Source organism: Wolbachia endosymbiont of Oedothorax gibbosus (assembly GCF_936270435.1).
Classification (GTDB): Bacteria; Pseudomonadota; Alphaproteobacteria; order Rickettsiales; family Anaplasmataceae; genus Wolbachia.
The window spans coordinates 1,232,490-1,256,476 of record NZ_OW370567.1 but is presented as its reverse complement, the minus strand read 5'-3'; the positions used below and the strand labels follow the sequence as shown (position 1 = coordinate 1,256,476).

The 23,987-nt window shown below is 35.2% G+C and carries 15 protein-coding genes and 3 pseudogenes; 11 read left to right on the top strand and 7 right to left on the bottom strand.

What is annotated here, in order from left to right; translation table 11 throughout:
- The first annotated feature begins 123 nt into the window (after positions 1–123).
- The gene (locus tag NBW39_RS06360) at positions 124–3,486 is read left to right on the top strand and encodes a class I tRNA ligase family protein (protein ID WP_250294939.1); all 3,363 of its coding nucleotides are present in this window, start codon (positions 124–126) and stop codon (positions 3,484–3,486) included.
- A gap of 54 nt (positions 3,487–3,540) precedes the next feature.
- Positions 3,541–6,246, top strand: a complete 2,706-nt coding sequence (locus tag NBW39_RS06355) for a hypothetical protein (protein WP_250294938.1) — start codon at positions 3,541–3,543, stop codon at positions 6,244–6,246.
- Here NBW39_RS06355 and pheT read toward each other — a convergent pair.
- Together pheT and NBW39_RS06345 are read right to left on the bottom strand one after the other, a co-directional pair.
- Positions 6,243–8,582 (bottom strand): phenylalanine--tRNA ligase subunit beta, encoded by a 2,340-nt coding sequence (gene pheT / locus NBW39_RS06350; RefSeq protein WP_250294937.1) that lies wholly within the window; start codon positions 8,580–8,582, stop codon positions 6,243–6,245. The genes NBW39_RS06355 and pheT overlap by 4 nt on opposite strands.
- 120 nt (positions 8,583–8,702) lie before the next feature.
- Positions 8,703–8,990, bottom strand: coding sequence for a hypothetical protein (locus tag NBW39_RS06345; RefSeq protein ID WP_250294936.1), 288 nt, complete (start codon positions 8,988–8,990; stop codon positions 8,703–8,705).
- Between the two features lie 234 nt (positions 8,991–9,224).
- Here NBW39_RS06345 and NBW39_RS06340 point away from each other — a divergent pair, with 234 nt between their 5' ends.
- The 6 genes from NBW39_RS06340 to NBW39_RS06315 are packed head-to-tail and all read left to right on the top strand — an operon-like array spanning position 9,225 to position 14,023.
- Complete coding sequence (locus NBW39_RS06340) at positions 9,225–9,950, top strand: F0F1 ATP synthase subunit A (protein ID WP_250294935.1); 726 nt, start codon at positions 9,225–9,227, stop codon at positions 9,948–9,950.
- A 59-nt stretch (positions 9,951–10,009) separates the two neighbouring features.
- On the top strand, positions 10,010–10,237 hold the full coding sequence (locus NBW39_RS06335) for a F0F1 ATP synthase subunit C (protein WP_250294934.1): 228 nt from the start codon (positions 10,010–10,012) through the stop codon (positions 10,235–10,237).
- Between the two features lie 3 nt (positions 10,238–10,240).
- On the top strand, positions 10,241–10,720 hold the full coding sequence (locus NBW39_RS06330) for a F0F1 ATP synthase subunit B family protein (protein WP_250294933.1): 480 nt from the start codon (positions 10,241–10,243) through the stop codon (positions 10,718–10,720).
- Between the two features lie 8 nt (positions 10,721–10,728).
- Positions 10,729–11,205, top strand: coding sequence for a F0F1 ATP synthase subunit B family protein (locus NBW39_RS06325; RefSeq protein WP_250294932.1), 477 nt, complete (start codon positions 10,729–10,731; stop codon positions 11,203–11,205).
- Between the two features lie 5 nt (positions 11,206–11,210).
- Positions 11,211–12,800 carry a glycosyltransferase family 2 protein gene (locus NBW39_RS06320; protein ID WP_250294931.1) on the top strand — a complete coding sequence of 530 codons (1,590 nt, stop codon included), beginning with the start codon at positions 11,211–11,213 and terminating at the stop codon, positions 12,798–12,800.
- Positions 12,782–14,023, top strand: coding sequence for a COX15/CtaA family protein (locus NBW39_RS06315; RefSeq protein WP_250294930.1), 1,242 nt, complete (start codon positions 12,782–12,784; stop codon positions 14,021–14,023). Before NBW39_RS06320 ends, NBW39_RS06315 begins: the two co-directional genes overlap by 19 nt.
- Here NBW39_RS06315 and NBW39_RS06310 read toward each other — a convergent pair.
- Both NBW39_RS06310 and NBW39_RS06305 read right to left on the bottom strand, forming a co-directional pair.
- Positions 13,972–15,948, bottom strand: coding sequence for an acetyl-CoA carboxylase biotin carboxylase subunit (locus NBW39_RS06310; protein WP_250295776.1), 1,977 nt, complete (start codon positions 15,946–15,948; stop codon positions 13,972–13,974). The genes NBW39_RS06315 and NBW39_RS06310 overlap by 52 nt on opposite strands.
- Positions 15,949–16,012: 64 nt before the next feature.
- Positions 16,013–16,774 (bottom strand): ankyrin repeat domain-containing protein, encoded by a 762-nt coding sequence (locus NBW39_RS06305; RefSeq protein WP_250294929.1) that lies wholly within the window; start codon positions 16,772–16,774, stop codon positions 16,013–16,015.
- Between the two features lie 147 nt (positions 16,775–16,921).
- On the opposite strand from NBW39_RS06305, the gene gltX reads away from it, so the two are divergent.
- The 3 genes and pseudogenes from gltX (at position 16,922) to NBW39_RS06290 (ending at position 21,444) form a co-directional block, all read left to right on the top strand.
- The gene (gltX, locus tag NBW39_RS06300; protein ID WP_250294928.1) at positions 16,922–18,352 is read left to right on the top strand and encodes a glutamate--tRNA ligase; all 1,431 of its coding nucleotides are present in this window, start codon (positions 16,922–16,924) and stop codon (positions 18,350–18,352) included.
- A gap of 1,004 nt (positions 18,353–19,356) precedes the next feature.
- A pseudogene (locus NBW39_RS06295) lies at positions 19,357–20,579 on the top strand (IS4 family transposase).
- A 75-nt stretch (positions 20,580–20,654) separates the two neighbouring features.
- Positions 20,655–21,444 (top strand): IS5 family transposase gene (locus tag NBW39_RS06290; RefSeq protein WP_250294658.1). Its coding sequence is split into 2 segments (ribosomal slippage): positions 20,655–20,915 and positions 20,917–21,444, totalling 789 coding nucleotides; the frame shifts between segments, so codons are not numbered across the junction.
- A gap of 43 nt (positions 21,445–21,487) precedes the next feature.
- Here the strand turns inward: NBW39_RS06290 and tnpC are convergent.
- From tnpC to NBW39_RS06270, 3 genes and pseudogenes are all read right to left on the bottom strand, one after another.
- A pseudogene (gene tnpC / locus NBW39_RS09030) lies at positions 21,488–22,311 on the bottom strand (IS66 family transposase); the annotation flags it as partial.
- Positions 22,312–22,320: 9 nt separating this feature from the next.
- Positions 22,321–23,011, bottom strand: a pseudogene (locus NBW39_RS06275) (IS5 family transposase); the annotation flags it as partial.
- A gap of 13 nt (positions 23,012–23,024) precedes the next feature.
- Entirely contained in the window at positions 23,025–23,897 is an 873-nt protein-coding gene (locus tag NBW39_RS06270; RefSeq protein ID WP_250294632.1) for an IS982 family transposase, read from the bottom strand.
- Positions 23,898–23,987: the final 90 nt, after the last annotated feature.

The window sequence follows — 23,987 nt, the reverse complement described above, 5'->3', positions numbered from 1 at the left end:
AACATACTAAATTATAAAAATTTATCATTTAGTATGAAGAATACTATATAGGAGTAAATATGTTTCTTTTTGAATTTGTAATTTTTCAGAAAGCCCTATATTCTTTAGTTTTACATAGCGAACATGAAGTCAAAGCATTATCCTGATACAGTAAGTAGTCCTGATTTTTCGTCGTTAGAAAAAGAAATCATAAAATTTTGGCAGGAAAATAAAGTTTTTGAGCGGTCAGTTGAAGAACGTTCCAAGGATAATTGTTTTGTCTTTTACGATGGGCCTCCGTTTGCAAATGGACTTCCCCATTATGGGCATTTACTTACTGGTTTTATCAAAGACGCGTTTGCAAGATATCAAACTATGCTGCAAAAAAGGGTTGAACGTAGATTTGGCTGGGATTGCCATGGATTGCCGGCTGAGATGGGAGCAGAAAAGGAACTTGGAATATCTGGTAGAACTGAGATAGAAAAATTCGGGATTGAGAAATTCAATAACCATTGCCGTACTTCTGTGATGAAATTTTCGTCAGAATGGGAGAAGTATGTAAATAGGCAAGCAAGATGGGTAGATTTTCACAACGACTATAAGACCATGGATAAATCATTCATGGAGTCGGTCATGTGGGCATTTAAACAGCTTTATGATAAGGGTCTGGTGTATGAATCAGTACGCGTTGTTCCCTATAGCTGGGCGTGCGAAACTCCGTTATCCAATTTTGAAACAAGGCTTGATAACGCGTATAGAGAAAAGACTAGCAAAGCTGTAACTGTTGCATTTGAGCTTTTAGAAAACCCACAGCAGTTTAAAAGTGTATGTAAATTACTTGCTTGGACTACAACTCCTTGGACGTTGCCGAGCAACTTGGCTTTGGCGATAGGGAAAGATATTGAGTATTGCGCAGTATTAGTAAAGCACTCTTTGGCAGTGTATGATGCTGGAATCGAGAAAAAAAGAAACGTGGATCCAAGTAGTCAAGCTACTGGAATGACAACAGAGGGCACTGGGATGACAGGGGATAACGCAAAAGATCTAGTCAATGATGAAATATACATTTTTGCTGAAAGCTACCTAGAGAAATTTATCAGCCACTCTGAACAAAACAATATTCCATATGAAAACTGCAATATAAAACTTAAAGCGAATGATCTTGCAGGTCTTTCTTATAAACCGCTGTTTGATTACTTTAAGGATACAAAAAATGCATTTCGCGTTTTCATCGCTGATTACGTTACAGGAGAAGATGGTACTGGCGTTGTGCATACTGCTCCTGGATTTGGTGAAGAAGATTTTTACCTTTGCCAAAGCCACGATATCCCGGCTGTTTGTCCAATTGATAACAGTGGAAAATTTACTGCTGAAGTTTCAGATTTGGCAGGGGTTCATGTTTTTGATACCAATGATATAGTAATAAAAAAATTGAAAGAACAAGGAAACTGGTTCAAAACTGAACAATATATTCACAATTATCCACACTGCTGGAGAACTGATACTCCTTTGATCTATCGCACTATGCCTTCTTGGTACGTTGCCGTTACAAAATTCAAAAGCAGAATGGTAGAGCTAAATAAGAGAGTTAATTGGATACCAAACCACATTAGAGATGGTCAATTTGGAAAATGGCTTGAAGGGGCACACGACTGGTCAATTTCACGCAATCGATTCTGGGGTACGCCAATCCCTGTATGGAAATCAGACGATGCGAGATATCCAAGAGTAGATGTATATGGTTCAATAGAAGAACTGGAGAGAGATTTTAATGTTAAAATAGACGACTTGCACAGACCATTTATCGATACTTTAACAAGACCAAATCCTGATGACCCGACAGGAAGATCAATCATGCGTCGTGTGCCTGATGTGTTTGACTGTTGGTTTGAATCTGGCTCGATGCCATTTGCGCAAGTCCACTATCCGTTTGAAAATAAGGAGTGGTTTGAAACTGCAGATTTTATCACTGAATACATAGCGCAAACCAGGGGGTGGTTTTATACGCTCTTTGTATTGTCCACTGCTTTGTTTGATAGGGAACCATTTAAGAACTGCATATGCCACGGTGTTGTTTTGGATGTAAAAGGGCAAAAATTGTCCAAACGTTTGAATAACTATGCAGATCCAATGGAGGTTTTTGATAGATACGGTTCTGATGCACTGCGTTTTCTTATGCTTTCTGGATCTATTGTTTGTGGTGGTAATTTGCTACTCGATAAAGAAGGAAACTCAATACGAGATGTTCTGAAAAACGTAATAAAACCTATTTGGAACAGTTATCACTTTTTTACTATGTATGCAAATGCAGATGGAATTAAAGCTGAAGTTTGTAAGGATTATCAAAGTACTATTGATCGCTACATGATTTCCAAATGTTTTGAAGCTATAGAAAGTATCCAAGCTTCTATGAACAGCTATAACTCCCAAGAGGCTTGCAAAATTTTAATGAACTTTTTTGAAGTGCTAAATAATTGGTATATTCGTCGCAGTCGCGAGCGTTTTTGGAAAAGTGATTTGGATCAGGATAAAACTGATGCTTATAATGTTCTATATACGGTTTTTTATTACATACTAAGAGCTGCAGCTCCTTTGTTGCCACTTATAACAGAGAATATATGGCAAGGGCTTAAGTATGAAGAAACATCTGTTCATTTGGCTAATTTTCCACAATTAGAGAAGTTTGATAGTCAGCTCATTGCCAAGATGGATCTAGTGAGAAAGGTGTGCAACTCTGCACTTTCGATCAGAAACACTTTTAATATACGTATCAGACAGCCGCTTGGCAGTATGATCATTTATCATCAGTCTTCCTGTAGTTTTCTTGAAGGTGAACCGCTTTCTGTCATCCCAGAGTTCTCTCCTGTTATCCAAGTAGCTGACACTGGGATCCAGTGTGCTGCAGATTCAAATGAGTACCAGGAGATGATAAAAGATGAGGTGAATGTAAAAAGCTTGGAATTAGTAAACAGACTTGAAGGTATTGCATCACTAGAGTTAAGGCTAAATTTCCCACTGCTTGGGAAAAGAATTCCAGACAAAATCAAGAAGCTAGTTCAATATGTCAAAGAGGGAAAATGGAAGCAAGTTGAAAATGAGCAAGTTTTTTTAGGTAATGAGTCAGAAAATTACATCATAGAAAAAGGCGAATATGAACTATTGTTAAAAGCAAATAGTGAATATTCTGCTGTGTTTGATAATAACAAAGGGGTTGTTATTTTAAACACTGAACTAAATGATGAATTAATTCTAGAAGGGTTAGCGAGAGATGTCGTGAGGCTCATTCAAGAAACCAGAAAACAAGCCGACTTTCATGTATCAGATAGAATCAGAGTAATAATCAAAACAGAGGATGAGGAAATTAAGAAAGCAATAAATACATGGGGTGAATACATAAAAGAGCAGACTCTTTCCTTATCTTTAGAAATTAATACAGAAATTGGAACTAACTTTTATTCTAAGGAATATCAGGATTTAAGTGTTGATATTAAGTTAGATTGTCAGTAGTTGAAAATCGTCAGTGTTTGTGCTATACTTAAAGTACTTGGATAAGGTTATGGTATGAATGCTGTTGCAGATGATTATGAAGAAGTTGTTAACAATAGTGGTGATTTAGGTAAAGTAGAATCTACTTCCAATGTTACTTTGGAAGAGGAAGAAGAGTTTTTTGATGCTTTAGAGGAACAAGATTGGTTAATTAGTAATATCACACAGAAATCTACTGACACTTCGGAAGGACAAGAGCCGTTAGCTAATTTTAACGTTCCACTCAGTATATTTCATTATAAAGATTATAACTCTGATTTTTTTACTTCTTGGTATAACGTATCAAGTAGAATATTTAAAGAGATAAACCAAGCTTGCCCGGAGAAAAAAGTATTAAATTTAGCACTATCGGTTTTAATGTTTCCTTATATAGTTTTTACTGCGTTAGGATTAGCAGTATATAATAAATTAAAAACAAATGATAAGACACAAATCAGCTCAGAGGAAAATAAAACAAAAAAAGTAAGTGAAAGTACAACAAAAAGATTAGCATATGGTGTTCTTGCTGCAGTAGCGATTCTTGTTAGTATACCTATACTTCTACTCTTGCTTATTCCTGCAACACCCGCCTTAGCTACTTTTTATCTTTTAAATAGAAAATTATCTCATTCTTTGATTGATGTTCTTAAAGTGAGTAGTGGGTCATATCAGAAAAAACACCAAAATATTGAGGTATCTTTTCGTGAAATAGATGCTGGTAAGTCAGACATTAAGTGGGACATGGAGATTAAGTTTCCACCGCAATTTGAACAATTACTTAGAGATTTATATGAAGATAAAGATGGTAGTTGGTTTAATGTTGCACGTGATTCAGAACATAATACCATACTGAAATTATCAGCTAAAATCAATTTAAAAAATGGTCTTAAGCCTTTGCGTAATGAGATCAATAATGTGCTTGCAACTTCTATTCAAGAATTTGCAAAAGCTATGGAAGAGCTGATGAAGCTAGAAAAGAAAGACATTACATATGATAAGCTGAAGGAATTGTTGAACGAGTTTAGAGTGAAAGTAGTAAATAGTATAGGTCCTAAATTGACAAGTCACTTAATACAAAATGCTTATCGAGTTGCTTTTATACAAGCAATTAAATTTGCACAAAAAAGAAGAGAGGAAAAGGAAGATTTTTCATTAGAAAAAAGACTGAAAGAGGTATTAGTGGAGCAAGAACTGAGAAGCCAAGGTAAGGAATTGCCAAGTAAAAAAGAAATTATAATAGAAGATTTGAAAAACGTAGGAATAGAAGTACCAAGTGACTCAAAAGATGATGAATTTTCTGTACATGAGGCGGAATGGAAAGAGCTTAAAGAGCTTAAAGAGGGAGAGAGAAGGAAAATAGTTGAAAGAAAAGCAATTGATATTTATAAAAATAATCATCTCCAAGCAACAGAGGAAGCCTTGGAAAATGCGAAAAAAGAGATTGAACGTTTAAGAGGAATAGGTCAAATAAGGTATAACAATAGACATAAGGAATTAAAAGAAATACATGGAAACAGTAGCTTAACAGATGGCACCTTAAAAAGGAGGTTAGAAGACCTTTTTAAATTTGAATATGATGATCAAGAGGTTGAGCGCAGGCTGATAAAATCAGTAATAAAAAAAGCTCAAGGTGAGTTAAGTCAATCAGGTATACCGGATAAGGAGAAGCAAAGCCTAAGGAAGCAGCTTGAAGATTTAGAAAAAAAAGTATCGGATAAGGAAGCTTCAGCTAAAATAAATGACTTCATAGAAGAGGCGTATTTAGAAATAAAAAAATATAAAGTACAAAGGTTGCTTAAAGAACAAAAAGAGGGTGTTTTAGGTTTATGCGGGACATTAAAAAGGTATGATGAATCAGATCTAGCAAAAATAATTGAAGCTTTTCGTGTACAAGATGAAGGACATTTAGAAAAATCTATATTGGAACAAACACTCAAAGATCAAAATGAGCGTTTACAAGCTAAACAAAGGGAAAAAGGGCATCCAATTACAAAGTCAATAGAAGTCCTTCTAGAAAGGAATGAAGCGATTCTAGAAACATTAGAACAATTGGAGTTGAAAAAAGAGGGATTATTGATAAATGGAGAAACAAAGAATAATTATAGGGAAGAATTAATGTCTCGTGAAAAAATAAAATTTGCAATAATAGAAGATAAGTTACTGAATGCATTCAATGATAAACCTTTTAATGGGGAAAAAATTAGGGAGTTATTAGAAAAAGCAGAACTGGAGTACTGTTTAGCAGAAAAATGCATAAAAGGTCCTGTAATTAAAACAAAAGATAATATCAAGCATTTTTGCCAGGATTTATTATCTCCTTTGATAGACAATTTGGTGAAAAAGATAATAAATTATGTACCAAAGGATAATGGGAATAATGCGTGGAGTCTGGCAAATTTGTGTAAACGTGCTTGTATTGTTATTAATTATAATAGGGTTGGGTGGTCATCTATAGGCGACAGTAGCACAGAAGGAAAGGTGTTAAAAGTTGCACATGATACTCACAAGGAAGTAGAGACATTTCTTCAACATTTCGAATCAAGTTATGAGGAAGTAGGGGCTTTTTTAGGTGATTTATTTTCTGATGATGGAGAAACATTTAAGGATGATGTATGGCCTAAAATAGAAGAGCATTTGCATGGAGTGTGGGATAGATTTTTTAAGGATATTGAATTCAAGGTGGGAAGTAGATTAGATGAGGTAAGCACACAGCAACAGCAGGAAACTGTGATTACGGTTTAATGACTAGTTCTCAAAATTCCTCCGGTATTTTCACACACTAAATTGACTATAGCACTTGATTCTTTTTGGATCTCTTTTTCAGTTAAAGTGTGGATTGGAGAGCAGAAAGTAACTGACAATGCTATAGACATCTTATTCGGTTCTATATTGTTTCCATGGTATACGTCAAATACTAAAACTTCTGTGATGAGCTCTGAGCTTTTTTTTACCACATTGATTATGTTACCTACTTCCACATCCTTATTTACAATAAATGCGAAATCACGTTTTACACTTTGGTATTTATAATCAATAAAATTTTTCCTACTTATAGGTAAATTTCCAATGTTTTCTAGCATCACTTCAAAGGCTACAATTTTTTGTTTGATATCAAACAAATCCAGTATACTTGGATGCAGTTCCCCAAAATAACCAACTATTTTACTTCTAAAAGATAAGGTGCCTGACTTTCCTGGATGATAATATTCTTTTTTTGCTCTCTCTATCGTTAAATTATCACAATTGATGTTAAAGAATTCCAAAGCCGTTATGAGGTCAGCCTTTGCGTCAAAAACATCTACTTTCCTATCAGTATTATAATGGTTTCTCGGCAAATTATTTCCTGTTCTTATTCCACTTAAAACATGTTTAGACTGAGCTTCACCATTGTAAATTGGCCCAATTTCAAAAATTGCAAGATCAGATGTTCCATGGGCAATATTATCAGCAGTTACTTGCAACAAGTTTGGTATGATACTTGGTCTCATTATATTAAAGTTATTATTAAACGGATTATCGATGATAAATAACTTATTCGAGTAACCAAATCTTTCAGCTGTTGATTCACTCATAAATGACCAGGTTAGCACTTCATGAAACCCTCTGTTTGTCATCAAAATACGCAAATTGTCGTATGTACTATCTACTTCTTCAACATTATTTGGTAGTGGTTCTTCTTTTATTTTGTCATAGCCGTATATCCTTGTTACTTCTTCAATTAGGTCAGCAGGTATTGTCACGTCCGGTCTCCAGCTTGGTACTTGTACATTCCAATTACCTTCGGTTTTTTTATCAATACTAAACCCTAGTTTCGTTAAGATATCGAACATCTCATCAGGTGATACAGATACACTTCCTAACTTGTTTACATCCTGATAATTAAAGTTCACCTTGGTGTCAGCCCTATCTAAGCTGCCAGCAGACACTACGCTTGAGGTTTCTCCACCACATAAGTCCAAAATCATTTTAGCTGCAAGATTGAGTCCATCAAGGGTAAATCCAGGATCGACTGAACGTGCAAATCTGTAACTAGCGTCTGTGGAGATGCTGAGCTGCCTTGCAGATTTAGCGATAGAGATTGGATCGAGCAAAGCTAATTCCAAAAAAATATTGGTGGTTTCAAGAGTACATTCACTGCACTTTCCACCTATAATTCCAGCAACTCCATGAATATTTTTACTATCAGAATAAATGTTTATATTATTGTCCAGCAAATATTCCTTACCATTTAAAGCAAAGAAGCTTTCTCCATCATTTGCTTTTCTTATTGTAAGTTTGCCATCTACTTTGTTTGCATCAAACGCATGCATTGGACGATTAAAAGATATCATAATATAGTTAGTAATGTCAACTATTGTAGAAATGGAGCGCATTCCTATCGATTCCAATTTATCTTTTAGCCACTTTGGGCTTTCTTGATTTTTTACATTGGCAATGTATATTCCACTAATAAAACTTTCCCCGTCACTCACTTCAACACCAATTGGTGAACTTATAGAGCTGGTAAGTTGTGGAATGCTTAAAGTCTTTAATGTCCCAATTCCAGTTGCAGCAAGGTCGCGAGCTATTCCATAAATGCCTAAGCAGTCTCCACGGTTTGGAGTAACATTTATATCAATTACATGGTCACAATTGAAAAATTTGTCCCCTACTTTATAATCATCAGAAAGCTCGATTATTCCTTCACTTTCCTCTTGAACTAGCGCAAGTTCAGAAGCAGAGCAGAGCATCCCTTCACTTAGCACTCCTCGTATTTTTGTGGACTTAATTGTGAAATCACTTTCTGGCAATGTGCTACCAAGAGATGCAAGTACAGTTTTCATACCTTCTCTAACATTGTTTGCTCCGCAAACTATTTGTAGAATTTTACTCCCATCATTTACTTTACATAATTTTAATTTATCGGCATTTGGATGAGGTGCAACTTCTAATACTTTTGCAACAATAAAACCAGCTAATTTGGTATTGTCGATCACATCTTCTACTTCTAACCCTATGTGAGTTAATTTATCGGTAATTTCTTCTAAACTAGCATTGGTTTCTAAGTGCTCTAATAACCAAGATAATGTGAATTTCATGAATCTTTAAAGAAATAAAAAAGTCATTGTAATATAAAATGTGGTGCTTTTAAAGTTTGTTGTAATGGAATAAAAGGTAACTTCTACATCATTGTTTATGATGTAGAAGCTTTTGTAACTTTATATCTTCTTGTGAAGAGAATTTATCTTCTTTATATCACCTTTTAAATCCATTTCCATAGAGAATTTAAGATTCATATTGTGGTTATCTGCATAGGCATCATAAATGTAACCATCAATAGTTAAGTTTCCTATCATATTATGGCTTTCATCTAGTATTTCGCTTCCTATTTGACAATGGCCAGTATATTCGTTAAAGGAACCATCTGTCAATTTGATGTATCCGTTACCAAATTCCTGCTCTAAATTTAAAGGATGATTAGTGTTAATAAAATCTATTTCGTTCATTATATACCTCACTAAAAATTAAATTATAATTAAAATAAGATGTTAAGTCAAGATATTGAATAATTTAATAAGATTAGTAAATTTTAAAATACAGAGCTGACTGTAATTAACACTCTAATTACATATTTTGTTAATGTATCAATGTTATAATAGTACAAGATCTAGTATAATCTTAACTCTTGACTTTGTCCTATAAAATTCATACTTTATTTACTGTTAATAGTTCAGATTAAAATGGCATTAAATCCGCTAGAACAGTTTAAAATATATACAATAATAGAGTTACCTAGGTTATTTGGGTATGACGTAAGCTTTACCAATTCATCTCTTTTCACGATGATTTCGGTAATATTGACGGTACTATTTTTGCTTCTTGGAATAAGGAAAAGAGCAGTAATACCAGGGTATTTGCAAGCCGCAGTTGAGTATGTATATGATTTTGTTATTTCAATAATAGAAAGTAACACTGGAAGCAAAGGCTTGCAGCACATTTCTTTGATATTTACAGTGTTTATTTTCATTTTATCATGTAATTTGGTTGGCGTTCTTCCTTATAGTTTCACGGTCACAAGTCATGTGATAGTCACCTTCGCTTTATCGATGGTGGTTTTTATTTATATAACGATTGTTGGGTTTAAGGAAATGGGAGTAGAATTTTTACGCATATTGCTACCAAAAGGAACTCCTTCATGGCTTGCACCTATAATAATTATTATTAAGTTGTTTGCTTACTTAGTAAGACCAATTAGCCTATCAATAAGGCTCGCAGCAAATATGATTGCGGGTCATACAATCATCAAAGTGATAGCAGGGTTTGTCGTAAATATGAACGTATTTCTCACTCCTGCGCCGTTTTTGTTCATAATTGCATTAATAGGGTTTGAAGTATTTGTTGCAGTTTTACAAGCTTATATATTTACTATATTAACATGTGTATATTTGTCAGATGCAGTAAAGTAATTGACTTCCTTGCAGAATATTTTACAATTATATTATAAGGAAACAGTTAAAGGTAATATATGGATTTAGTAGCTTTAAAGTTTATAGCAATTGGTTTAGTTGCATTTGGAATGCTCGGTGCTGGTTTAGGTATAGCTAATATCTTTTCTGCTATGCTAAATGGGATTGCGAGGAACCCTGAATCGGAAGGTAAAATGAAAACTTATGTTTATATTGGTGCTGCTATGGTTGAAATCATGGGATTGCTTGCGTTTTTACTTGCAGTATTGTTAATATTTGTTGCTTAACATATGCCGCAGCTTGATGTTTCAACTTTCTTTTCTCAAGTTTTTTGGTTTTTAATTTTTTTCTCTTCACTTTTTTTCGTAGTAAGTTGTTTATTTTTACCAAAGTTGGATGAAATAATAAGCACTAGAAGTAAAGAAGTATTGGGTTCTTTTAATAGTTCTGTTCATCTTTTAAGACTCACGGAAGATCAGATTGCCAAGTATAATGCCGCTTTAAGCCAAGCTGGAATACAGGCAAAAAAAATCATAGATGATGCACTTGCTCAGGTAGAAGAAATGAGAGCTAATGTTAAGAATATATTAGAAGAGGAAGACAAAAAAATGAGCAAGCTTATTGAAGAAAAAGTAGCAAAATTTAAATTTGAGTACACTAGTGAGTTAAAACAAATGGCTACTAGTATTGCTTTAATTTATTATACTAAATTGACCAATTCTGAAATAGAAGAGGAATTTGTTGCTAACTTGGTGTCTAAAGAGTTTTAGGAGTTTTTATGTCTGCATCACTGATTATCGGTCTTGCTTTCTTGGTAGGTTTTGTTCTTTCGTATAAATTGCTGAAGAAAGTGATAAAAAATGCGCTTAACAATAAGCGTAACAAAAGCAAATTTTCAAGTGAAGAAACTGAAAAATTCAGGAAAGATATGTTGGAGTATTACAAAAAATCTTCTGAAAAATACAAAAAATTAGATGCAGAAGTTAATCAAATGATGAATGAAGCACTTGATAAGGCTAATAGTATCATTAAGCACAATAGACAGCAGTTAGATCAGACATTAGATGACAATGCCCATTCTAACTTGAAGAAAGTCACTGACCAAGTTGAAAAAGCTCTTGGAGATTTACAAGCTAACACAGCGAGTATAGCTGCTGATGCTGTAAAAAAAATAATGCATGAACGTAAAGATGATAAGCGTAGTAGCGAGGTCATATCTTCATTTTCACGTGACTTAAATAAAAAATTGCATTAGGTTTAATGCCTATACTTCAAGCTGATAATGTAGAAAAAATTAAGTTTGATTCTAGTTTGTGCAAAGAGCAAGAGAAACTTTTTTACTATAAATTTAATATAATTCCTTGGCAAAAATTAAATGATACTACTTTTTTTATGGTTGAAGACATAAGCCAAGATGTCAACCGTTGGGTCGAAGCTCATTACGGTATTGACTATGTATTAATAAAAGTGGATAGCGAACAGATTTTAAATCTTCTTAACTCGCACTTTGGTATTTCAGAATTTGCAAGCAACTACTTATATTACAAGAATCCTAATTTTTCAGCCAAAAGCATTAAACTAAGCTCAATATTTTTTGCTTCTTTCTTTATTGTAACTTCAATTTTAACACTAACAGAGAAATATACATATTTTGCTTTGATGTTGATATTTATAATCGGATGTTCTAGTTATTTATTCAAGTTTTTAGCTACAGTTTTTAGCTTATGTGAAACCTCTAATCAAAAAGTGGATTATAGTAAGCTGAATGAACCTATATATACTATTTTACTGCCTGTATTTGAAGAAAGTGCAGTAATAGGGCAATTAATTGAAAGCGTTAAAAGTTTGGATTATCCAAAGTCGAAATTAGATGTAAAGCTTCTGGTAGAAAGTGATGACCAAGAAACGCTGGCAGCTATAGAAAAGTATACTTTACCGCAGTATTTTGAAGTAATAAAAGTGCCTCACTCTTTGCCTAAAACAAAAGCCAAGTCATGCAATTATGCTATAAGCTTTGCTAGAGGAAAGTATGCAGTAATATATGATGCAGATGACAAGCCTGATCCATTGCAGTTAAAAAAAGCACTAATTGAATTTAATAAGGGCGACGATAAGCTTGCCTGTGTACAAGCGAAATTAAATTACTATAATTGTGATTATAATTTTCTCACAAAATCCTTTTCTCTGGAGTATATGAACTGGTTTCAATACTTATTGCCTGGATTCCAAAAAATGAACATGCCGATACCTTTAGGTGGTAGCAGTAATCATTTTTCAGTAAAAATTCTAAGAAAAATGTTTTTCTGGGATGCTTATAGTGTTACCGAAGATGCTGATCTCGGCTTGAGACTTGCGCAAATGGGATATAAAACTAGAATTATTGATTCAGAAACGTTGGAAGAGTCACCAATTACTGTGCTTGCTTGGATTAAGCAAAGAGCGCGTTGGATCAAAGGCTATATGCAAACTTATATTGTTCATTTAAAAAATATAAAGTCACTTTATAAACACACTGGATTTAAGGGAATTTTGCTATTGAATCTTTTTGTTGGCTCTGCAGCTTTTATATTTTTTACTACTCCATTTTTACTGCTTTCATTGATATTAACTAAAGTTTTAAATGAATTATTTTTGTACTACTTTGTAGTGGTATACATTATTAACTTGATTCTTTTGATGATAGCTGTCAAACAGCAAAAGATGCCTTTTTATTTTTATATAGTATCGATATTTTTTCCGATCTATAGTCTGCTACATAGTGTTGCAGCTTTTCTTGCCTTGTGGGAATTTATTCTTTACCCTGAGCGATGGAACAAAACTAAACATGGTTTATGGAAGCAAAACCTGTAGCTATTTGGCTTTTTCTCTGCTCGGTCATGGTAATTCTCATGGTGGGGATTGGTGGATTTACCAGACTTACAAGAGCGGGATTGTCAATCACAGAGTGGAAACCCATCACTGGAACACTACCACCACTGAGTGGACAAGATTGGCTACAAGAAAAATTAAAATATGAAGCTACACCTGAGTATAAAGCATTCAACTATGGTATGGGTATGGAGGAATTTCAGGCTATATACTTAATAGAATATGTACATAGATTGGTTGCAAGGCTGACAGGTTTAGTTTTTATCCTGCCATTTATATATTTTACATTAAGAAGAAAAATATCTAAAAAGGTAGCAATAAGGCTATTTATAGCATTATTATTTGGAGCTTTACAAGCTTTTGCTGGTTGGTATATGGTTAAAAGTGGCTTGGTAACCAAGCCTCATGTTAGCCACTATAGGCTCGCACTTCACTTATTATTAGCATTAATTATCTTTGCATTATTGTCATATCAATTTTTTGATTATCAGCCAGCGTCACGCACGCAACTGCACGAACATTGCAATATAAGAGTAATTTTCACCAAGGAAGATGTCATCCCAGTGCCCAGACACTGGGATCCAGAAAACTTAACTTTAAATAAGTGGCTGCATAGTAAAAGCTGGATTCCAGTGTCAGCTACTTTCATGACACCATTTGCTGTGCAATTTACCTTCAAAAGTAAGCGTTCGTACAGTTGTGCGTCTGCTACTTGGATGACAGGATTTCAATCTACTAACAGTAGTATATATTACACAATACTTATTCTGATTCTAGTTACTATACAAATAATTTTCGGTGCATTTGTTGCAGGATTAAATGCTGGTCTAATTTACAATACCTTTCCACTAATGGACGGACAAATCGTTCCAGAAGATTTATTTTTCTTACACCCTATATGGCTGAATATCTTTGAGAACAGAGCGACAGTGCAATTTATACATCGAGCACTGGCATTGCTAATACTAGCTTTGGTAGTAATACTCACAGTAAAAAATGCTAGCGTAAAACCGGTATATATTATGCTGCTCTCCGTTATCATTCAGATCATTTTAGGTGTAATTACTCTATTATTGCACATACCAATAGCCATTGCCATAGCTCATCAAGTGTTTTCATTTATCTTGTTTGGGTCAAGTTTATACTTCTTGTGTTATTTAAGAAAGCAGACTACATCACCTATCTGCACATTTTTTCCTTCTTGAACAGGAATATTTTTTATCACCATTGCTGCTTCAGCACATATAATATTTTCCATTTTCATTGCCTCCACCACAAATAAAGGTTGTCCTATTTCTACCTGATCTCCTACATTTACGTGTAATTTAACTAATAAACCAGATATTGGAGATTTTATGGCATCTGCTGAAATCCCTTCTGTTTCATTGTTTAGCATTAACTTACTTAATTCAGCTACATGAGGCTTAAATATACAACACTCAGCTTTCATGCCTGCATGTCTTATGAAGTATTTGCTGCCTTGTTTTTCTACTTTAAGTGTTATATCGGTATCATCGTTAATCGTGATGTTTAGCAACCTATAACTTGATTTCCATTTGCCTACTACAGAGTATGTATTGTGGTTATATACTGTTGTTAATATATTATCTTGGTACTTTGCGTCTACAGAGTACTTATTGTCATTTATTACAACTACAAGCGTTTCATTCACTGCTTTATGATGGTACTTTTCTTCGTTTTCTAAATAAACATATAACGAAACAAAAATAAATACTTTTATATATTCTTCTGTAACAAAATCTCCATGAAACCCACTGGGATAATGGTCTGGAATGAATCTTGTGTGAAGCTTTGCTGCAACAAAATTTGGATGATGAAAGATGGATTCTAGAAATTCTATATTATTTGTTACTCCTTCTATATAGCATTCAGATAACGCTTTTTGCATTCTGCTGATTGCTTCTGTTCTATCTTTTCCATATGTTATAACTTTTGCAATCATTGAGTCATAGAACGTGCTAATTTCTGAACCTGCAGCAACTCCATCGTCTATTCTTACATAATCATTTCCACCTGGTTTATCGTAATATTTTATTCTTCCGCTGGAAGGGAAAAATTTCTTCGATGGGTCTTCAGCGCAAATTCTACTTTCTATTGCAGAACCAGTAAGTTTAATATCATCCTGATTGAATCTCAATTTCTCTCCACAGGAAGTTCTAATCATTTCTTCTACTATGTCTATTCCAGTTATAAATTCTGTTACTGGATGCTCAACTTGCAATCTCGTATTTACCTCAAGAAAATAGAAGTTTTGGTCTTTATCTACAACAAACTCAACAGTGCCTGCTGAAAAATAACCAACTTGTTTTGCTAGGGAAACGCATTGGGCATACATTTTTTGTCTTATTTTTTCACTAATAAATGGACTTGGCGTTTCTTCCATTATTTTCTGGTTATTCCTTTGTATCGAGCATTCTCTTTCTCCAAGACACACTATATTACCATATTTATCTGCTATGATTTGTATTTCAATATGTCTTGGTAACTCTATATATTTCTCTATAAAGATACTGCCATCTTTAAAACTTTTCTCTGCTTCATTTGTTGCTGATGTGAACGCTAGTTCAATTTCTTTTTTGGAATTTACAATTCGCATTCCTTTGCCACCACCGCCTGATGCAGCTTTAAGCATAACCGGAAAGCCAATTTCTTCAGCAACTTGAGCTGCGTGGGCAGCATCGCTGATCTTACCCATATATCCTGGCACTACATTCACTCCAGCTTTTTTTGCAGCTTCTTTTGCTGTGATTTTATTAGCTGTAGCTTCTATTGTTTCTGCACTGGGACCGATGAAGTCTATATTGTGTTTTTGCAGAGCGCGTGGAAAATCTGGATTTTCTGCTAAAAAACCATAGCCAGGATGAACTGCCTCAGCACCTGTTTCAACTGCTACTTCACATATTTTTTCAATGTTTAAATAACTGAGACAAGAAGGCGAAGGGCCGATATGTCTTGACTCATCTGCTTGTCTTACATGCACAGAATTTATATCCGCATCCGAATATACGCATACACAAGATATACCCATCCTACGAGCAGTTCTGATAATCCTGCAGGCAATTTCTCCTCTGTTTGCTATTAAAATCTTACTGTACTTTTTTTCCGTCATCTTATCAGTATACTTTCTTAAGTTAAGAAAGTAAATTATTGCTTGCAAGTAATTTCTAGCTTCGTTAAACAGCCAAACCTTCTTCAAATTGTATAACCTTAACATTAACTTCCGCTAAAGTGCTTTCGTTATACAAGGCATGTATCTCGCTACATGCTTTAACTGACAGGTATGTGACTCCACCAGAAGCTATTGCAACCATCGAGCTTAGTGCAAAAGTCTGAGAAGATAGATACAGAAAATATAAAGATAAACACAAGGCAGCAATACACGCTATAGCTCCTACTATATACAAACACAGGTGAAACTTCTGATTACATATAAAGCTGTCTTTCATGCCTGCAATTTGCTTAATTTCTTTCTGTTGTGCAGCATCTAAGTAATAAAGAGGAGTTTCCCTTTTCTTATTAAAAGCATGGTCTTTACTGCAGAGCGCATCTTTAATATGTTTTTTATTACATTTGAGTTCCTCTTTCAATCTGCTTACTTCTTTCCGATCTCCAGCTTCTTCTGCTTTTTCAATTTTTTTATTGGCCTCTTCCTCTAAGCACTGCATAACCTCTTTTACTGCAGGCAGCAAAATCCCACTCCTTGCTGCTTCATGAAATGGATTATTTCCATATTCATTATGCGCAGTTACAGAAGCAATGTTCTTCTTGCAAATGTCTACAAATTTATCTTTGTTTGGTATTCTTGCAGCTAGATGCAAGAGATTATCTGCCTGTACTATTTGTCTTGTTTTATCAAATGGGCCGGTGTAACGCCAACTGACATTAGCTTCATTAGCTGAGAGCAATTTTTTTATCTCATCTGTAGATCCGATCATAACATACCTAACTATTAACCAACACTAAATTATACAACACGATTTATTAAAAATAAATAAAATTTAATCTCTCAGAGTAAGAAAATTCCACATTGTTGCAAGCATAAATTTTAGCTATCATCATTTACATTACTGTAATAGACAAATATGCCAGACGTAGTCACTAGATTCGCTCCATCACCAACAGGGTTTTTGCACATTGGAGGGGCTCGTACTGCTTTATTTAATTGGCTCTATGCAAAGCATCATGGTGGCAGGTTTTTGCTAAGGATTGAGGACACCGACAGAAAACGTTCAACACAGGAAGCAATTGATGCGATAATAGAAGGGCTAAAATGGCTCGGTGTGAGCTATGATGGGGAAATAGTGTATCAGTCAAAAAGAATAGAGCGGCATAAAGAAGTAGCAAACCTTTTAGTTGAGAAGGGTAGGGCGTATCACTGTTATTGCCCTGAGGATGAAGTTGCAGAAAAGAAAATAAAAGCAAGAGAAGAGGGCAAGATATATAAGCATAAATGTACTACAAAACCTCCTTCTTGTCATCCCAGTACTCGACACTGGGATCCAGAAAAAAATATGTGGTCACGCGCTGGAATGACATCGGGTGTGAGGTCAGTTGTCCGCTTTAAAGTGCCAGATTCGCAAGAGATCGTTATTGATGATAAAATATACGGCCAAATCAAAGTAAATAGCAACCAGCTTGATGATATAGTGATCTTACGCTCTGACAACACTCCAACATATATTTTTGCCGTAGTAGTTGACGATCATGATGCTGGAATAACTGATATAATACGTGGTTCTGACCATCTCACTAATACTTTTAAGCAATTGCTAATATACCAGGCTCTTGATTTTGATGTTCCACGTTTTGCGCATGTGCCGCTTATTCACGGGGAAGATGGGAATAAGCTATCCAAAAGGCATGGTGCCACAAGCGTTTGCGATTATGAAAAGATGGGAATATTACCCGAAGCGATGCGTAATTACTTGCTGAGGCTTGGTTGGAGCCACGGCAACGATGAGATTATTAGCGATGAGCAAGCGATAGAGTGGTTCAATTTAGAAAGCATTGGTCGTTCACCTGCGCGGCTCGATTTTAAAAAATTGGAGCATTTGAATAACCATTATATTAACAACATGAGCAATGAAGATATTCTGGCTCTAATACTTGGAGAAAATACTCTAACTGACAAAAAAAAGAACTATTTATTACAGGGGCTAACGGAACTAAAAAAAAGAGCAAACTACCTTACCGAACTGCTGGATTTAGCAAAGTTTTATATTCAAGATCCGCCACTTGATTTAAGTGAAGAGGCTGAGCAAATTGTCAAATCTAACCTCGATATAATCAAGTTACTTGCATCATTTTTCTCAAATATCGGTGATGAAAATTGGAACAAGGGTTTTTTATCTTCTCAGATCAAGGAATTTTCAAAGTTACATGATATGAAAATAAGCGATGTATACCACTCATTACGCGCCCCTATAACTGGAATAATGGATGCACCTGGAATCATTGATATAATGGTGATTCTTGGTAAAGATGAGTGTATAAAAAGGTTGCAAGCAATTTAAATGAAATAAGAAAATTCCTTGACAAACCCCGCCAGCCCCCTTATCATGGTACTGAAGGTATTCATTTATCTTCAATCTGTGCAGATTAAACGACAACAGTATTACGTGATTGGCGTTTTATTTTTAATTTTTTGCACTATGTCCACCTTATGTCTTCACAACATTTCTGGCCATACAAGCTGAAACGCGCTGTTTAAGACAGTATAGAACGCCGATTTGCAGGATTAGAGAGTGACAACTAGCTAACACGGGATATCTTTTGCCTTTTTTTCATTTAGTGAATTTCTTAATATTTATGGCTAAAGTAACTTAGGTTCACCGACAATCGTCATACCGCAGCGGGATCTAGAGATACCGCGGCGGTATGACGGTTAAGTAGGGTGTCATTCCAGTGCCCCCTATGGTGTCATCCCAGTCTGGGATCTAGTCTTTATTATGCAGCCACTTATTTAAAGTTAAGTTTCCTGGATCCAAGTAGTCAAGGCACTGGGATGACAGGAGAAGGAAGCACTGCCGTCTTGCCAGTGTCGGCTACTTGGATGACACCTTGACGATTAGTCATCCCGCTACTTGTTAGCGGCTAAGAGATACCGCGGCGGTATGACGGTTCTCGGCGGTATGACGGTTAAGTAGGGTGTCATCCCAGTGCTTGACACTGGGATCTAATTTTTTATGCAAAATTATTATATTTATATAATTGCAAATAGATACAATTTGAAATAATTTATACTATGAAGTTACGAAATGAGATCCCAGTGTCACGCACTGGGATGACAGGGGAGGGGCTACTTGGATGACAGAAGAGGGCACTGCCGTCATAAAGGAACCAGTGTCGTATCTGTTCAGGCAATGGCGTCAACTTAAGGAAAAATATCGGTGATAGTGTATAAAAATTCTCTCTAAAATTTTTACCATTAAATTACCCAAAAGCTGCAATAAATAGCACTTTTGTTGCTGTTTTATTTCAACAAAGAAGTCTAAAATGTGTCCTTTTTAGGTAAAACATGCAAAAAGGAAAAAATTTTATTCTACAAATTAAAAATATAATATACTCGAAAGCTTTTCAGAGAATCCATTGTGTTGGAAAGAACAGTTTCACGCGAACAAGAAAACTCCCTTTTACGACAGTATTTTCTATGATTTTAAAGTTAGTTAAAAAAAGTTTGGGAATAGAATGTGAACTTATGGAGCCATTGACATGTACCCTCAAAGCAAGCTTTTTCTAAAGCAAGGTATAAATACAGGTTTTAAAGAGTTATTGGAGCTAAGCATCCAAACAGCTTATCAAGATGAATCTGAGCTGGAGAGGCTATAGACTTATTGCAGCAGATGGTTCTGGTATGAGATTACCCAGCTCTGAGGAAATTGTATCCGAGTTTGGCCGCTTTAAACCAAATGGAACAACAGGCACAATGCCACCATTGGCAAGAGTTTCTTTGTTTGTTGATTTATGTACTTCACTGATTTGCAGTGCTCGCCTTGCGGCTTGGGAACAAACGTTGGCGGAAGAGCAATTACCCGAAGTTATCACTCAAATGCGTTCATTAAATCAAAAGAAATTATTATTTATCTATGATCGTGGTTATCCTTCAGTAAAATTCATTCAGCAGCATGATGATTTGGAAGTAGATTTTATTTTTCGCTTGCAAAAAAGAAATTATAGCAAGCTATGGGAACGAATTGCATCTGGCGAATCAGATTTTGATTTTATATTAGAAAATGAAAAGCTAAAAAATAAAATGAAAGGACAGAAAGTAAGAGCTGACATTAGCTAACGGAGAAACAGAGGTATTAGTTACTTCACTTTTTGATCGAGAAAAATTTACTTTGGAAGATATCAGTAAAGCTTATGTATTAAGGTGGCACATAGAAGAGTGCTACAAACGACTCAAAGTAGGAGCAGAGTTAGAGAATTTTTCTGGGGTAAATTTAGAGGCTGTATTACAAGAATTTTGGGCAAACTTGGTCATGTGCAATATATTATCGCTTCATATGTGTGATGCACAAGGGCCTTGGAACCCAGATCAAATTGCCGAGTACCGTTTAAATTTTTCAGTTTTATTTGGTGTGATGAGACAGAAACTTTATCAAGTGCTCGTTGCGCCAAAAGATTTTCAAGCCCTTTTTAAGTATACGCGCCAAAGTTAAGATCCGACCGGGAAGATTGTATAGCCGCAATAAAGTAGATAAGCCCAAACGCCATCATGTCTTTAGGAGAGTTTGCTAATGTATGCTCTTAGAACCTGTTAAGGATCTCGAAAATATGAGGTAAAGTAGGCATAGTTAAGAAAGAGGTATATCTATGCAAAAAAGCTATCCAAGCGATATAAGTCAAGAACAATTTGAAAAAATCAGACCAATACTGGAGAGTAGCAGAAAGAAAACAAAACCAAGGAAACTTGATTTGTATGATGTATTTTGTGCAGTGCTATATATCCTAAAAAGCGCCTGCCAGTGGAGAATGCTGCCAAAAGATTTTCCAAGGTGGGAGAACGTGTATTACTATTTTCAAATGTGGAATAAAAAGAATGGAGCAGAACCAAGCTTGCTGGAAGTAGTCTTAAAAAAAATTAGTTGGAGAGGTTCGTATCAGCAATGGTCGGAAAGAGAAAACCAGTTTCTGTATAATTGATGCACAAAGTGTTAAAAACACAGATACTGCTGAAAAAAAGGGCTATGATGCAGGTAAAAAGATTTCAGGCATAAAGCGTCATATTGCAGTTGATACGCAAGGCTTGCCACATGCAATTCATATAACAACGGCAGAAGTAACTGATCGTAGCAGTGCTGTGGAAATGGTGGAAAAGGCTGAAGAAAACCTCTCTGAAGTTAAAAATATACTGGTTGATGCTGGCTATACAGGAGAAAATTTTGCAACTCAAATAAAAGCTACTATTGGTGCAACTGTTGAGGTAATAAAGCGAAGTGAATTACACTCTTTCGTTGTATTGCCAAAGAGATGGGTTGTTGAGCGTTCTTTTGCTTGGTTGGAAAAATGTAGGCGTTTGTGGAAAAATTGCGAGCGGAAACTCAACACTAGCTTACAGATGGTTGTTCTCTCCTTCATTTCTCTCTTATTACGAAGATTTTAAACAGGTTCTTAAGTTGACGCCATTGTCCGTTCAGGGGTGTGGTTTAAGAAACAATAGATAGGAGATTGTGAAAGGGATTAAGGTTCTTTTGTTTCCAAGTCAGGTATAACGAGATTATCCGCTCAAGAAACATGTTTCCTCGTATTGACTGTGTAAAATACGAATTCTTACGATAGACAACATAATGCCGTATCTGTCGTTCAGCATGGTTATTCGTTAATGGAATATTCCCTGGGTCATCCAAAAATGTCCACATCATTGGCTCGGATTTTATAATACCCTTTACCGTTCGTGAAGCTCCTTTTGCTTCAAGTATATAAGATATTTTTATCATGCAGTACTGCTTCGTAATTCTTTAGCTTGTTTAGTGAACTTTGAAACACTAATTTCATTTTCTGACAAAGCGTTTTTTAATGCAAACAATCCATTAGCTGCATCTTTTAAACAATGGCCAAGTCTCATTACTTCACTATTCCAACTATTAGATAACTTCTCGAAATTTCTCAATAAGTGAGCCCAACAAATTTGTCGTTTTTCATCACTGAAGTGGTTGTAAACTGCATATCTGTCGGTAATTACCAGGTTTTTGTAATCACAAAATGCACTATTCTTTAAAAATTTCATTCCTCTTGAACTTCATAAGACTTGCTTTATTGTTGGCAAACACCATCCCAATTTGCCTTTGTTGTAGTGACTGGTTTCATCAATATGTAAAATTTCGCTTGCTTTCATTTCTTCCTCTATTTGTTCATAGGCTTCTTTACATTTTGACGAAACCCTTGCTTCACTATTGGACACACTACCAACACTTATACTCATGTTAAAGATGTCTTTCATAATATTCGCTATTTCTCGCTTTGAATTCTTAGAACCTGTTCATAATCTTTTAAGGAGTAAAGAAGTGAAAGCAAGAACGACCATTTGTAAGCTAGTGTTGAGTTTCCGCTCGCAATTTTTCCACAAACGCCTACATTTTTCCAACCAAGCAAAAGAGCGCTCAACAACCCATCTCTTTGGCAGTACAACAAAGGTGTGTAATTCACTTCGCTTTATTACTTCGACCGTCGAACCAATAGTTGCTTTTATTTGTGTTGCAAAATTTTCTCCAGTGTAGCCTGCATCAACAAGTATATTTTTAACTTCAGAGAGTTTTTCTTTAGCATTTTCGACCATTTTCATGGCACTGCTGCGGTCGGTTGCTTCTGCCGTTGTTACATAAATCGCGTGTGGTAAACCTTGTGTATCTACTGCAATATGGCGCTTTATTCCTGAAATTTTTTTACCTGCATCGTAGCCCTTATTTTCAGCAGTATCTGCATTTTTTACGCTCTGAGCATCAATTATACAAAAACTAGTTCTTTCTTTCCGACCATTGCTGATACGTGTCTCTCCAACTAATTTTTTTTAATACACGCTCCAAAGTACTTTCTGTATCTTCGCTTGGTTTTTCACTCCATTTTTTAAAATATTCGTAACAACTTCGCCATTTTGGAAAATCTTTTGGCAGCATTCTCCACTGACAGGCACTTTTTAGGACGTACAGCACTGCACAAAATACATCATACAACCCCAGTTATGGATTAACCAACGAAGTAAAGCTGAGAAATACAGGGCTTTTTCGATTGCATTGAATAAGAAATGAGGGTAGAAAAAATATGTACCAAGAAATTTACTGTGGATCTATGCCGAGTGTGCTCAAGTTCAAATTTGTTTTTTAGGCAGCCAAAAACCGTTTCAACAATCGATCTTTTCCCTAGTAAAATCTTCTCTTTCAGCGAAATCAGTGCATTTTTCATACCTTTTTTCACTTTAGTGACGAGTTTTAGACCTCTATCGAATAGTTTCTCAAAGAGCTCTTTCTTTATATAGCCCTTATCTCCAAACAAAAGTCCAGTTAGTTTTTTGGTTAGAGTTGGTACAGGTTTTCTGTCATCGACGTTACCTCTGGTTAGCGTAACACCTTGAATTTCACCTATTTCATTGATTACTACATGTAATTTAAAACCAAAAAACCAGCCGTAAGTATTCTTTCCTAACTCTGCTAATCCTTTGAAAACCTTATTTCTTGAGATTCTTTTTCGATGGCATACTGCTATTGAAGTAGAATCTATGTAGGAAATCCCGGTCATTTTTGCTTGTTCACAAAACCATTGCAAAAGTAATGCTAAATACCACAAAACTCGCGGCTTTAAGGCAATAAATCTGTGATATGAAGGCAGCTTTGAAAACTCTGATCTATAGAATAACTGAAGATAACAAAGATAAAAAGCCTTGAAGTTTTTACATGGTGATTTATGGTATAATAGGATTATGGTTAGAATTTCTGAGTGCGCTATTTCTGGTACTCTGGTTGGTTTTTTGCCGTTTGATAAGAACCTATTTGCAAAATTATCATCTACCGCACGACAAAAATCCTCGACGCAACAGTACAGTTCTGTAATATCTTTCTTCATGTGTAACCTCTTATTATTACTAAAATACTCGAGTTTACCCTGTTTCCCTCTTCTTAGTTATACTTTTATCTATTTTCTAATCCATAACTG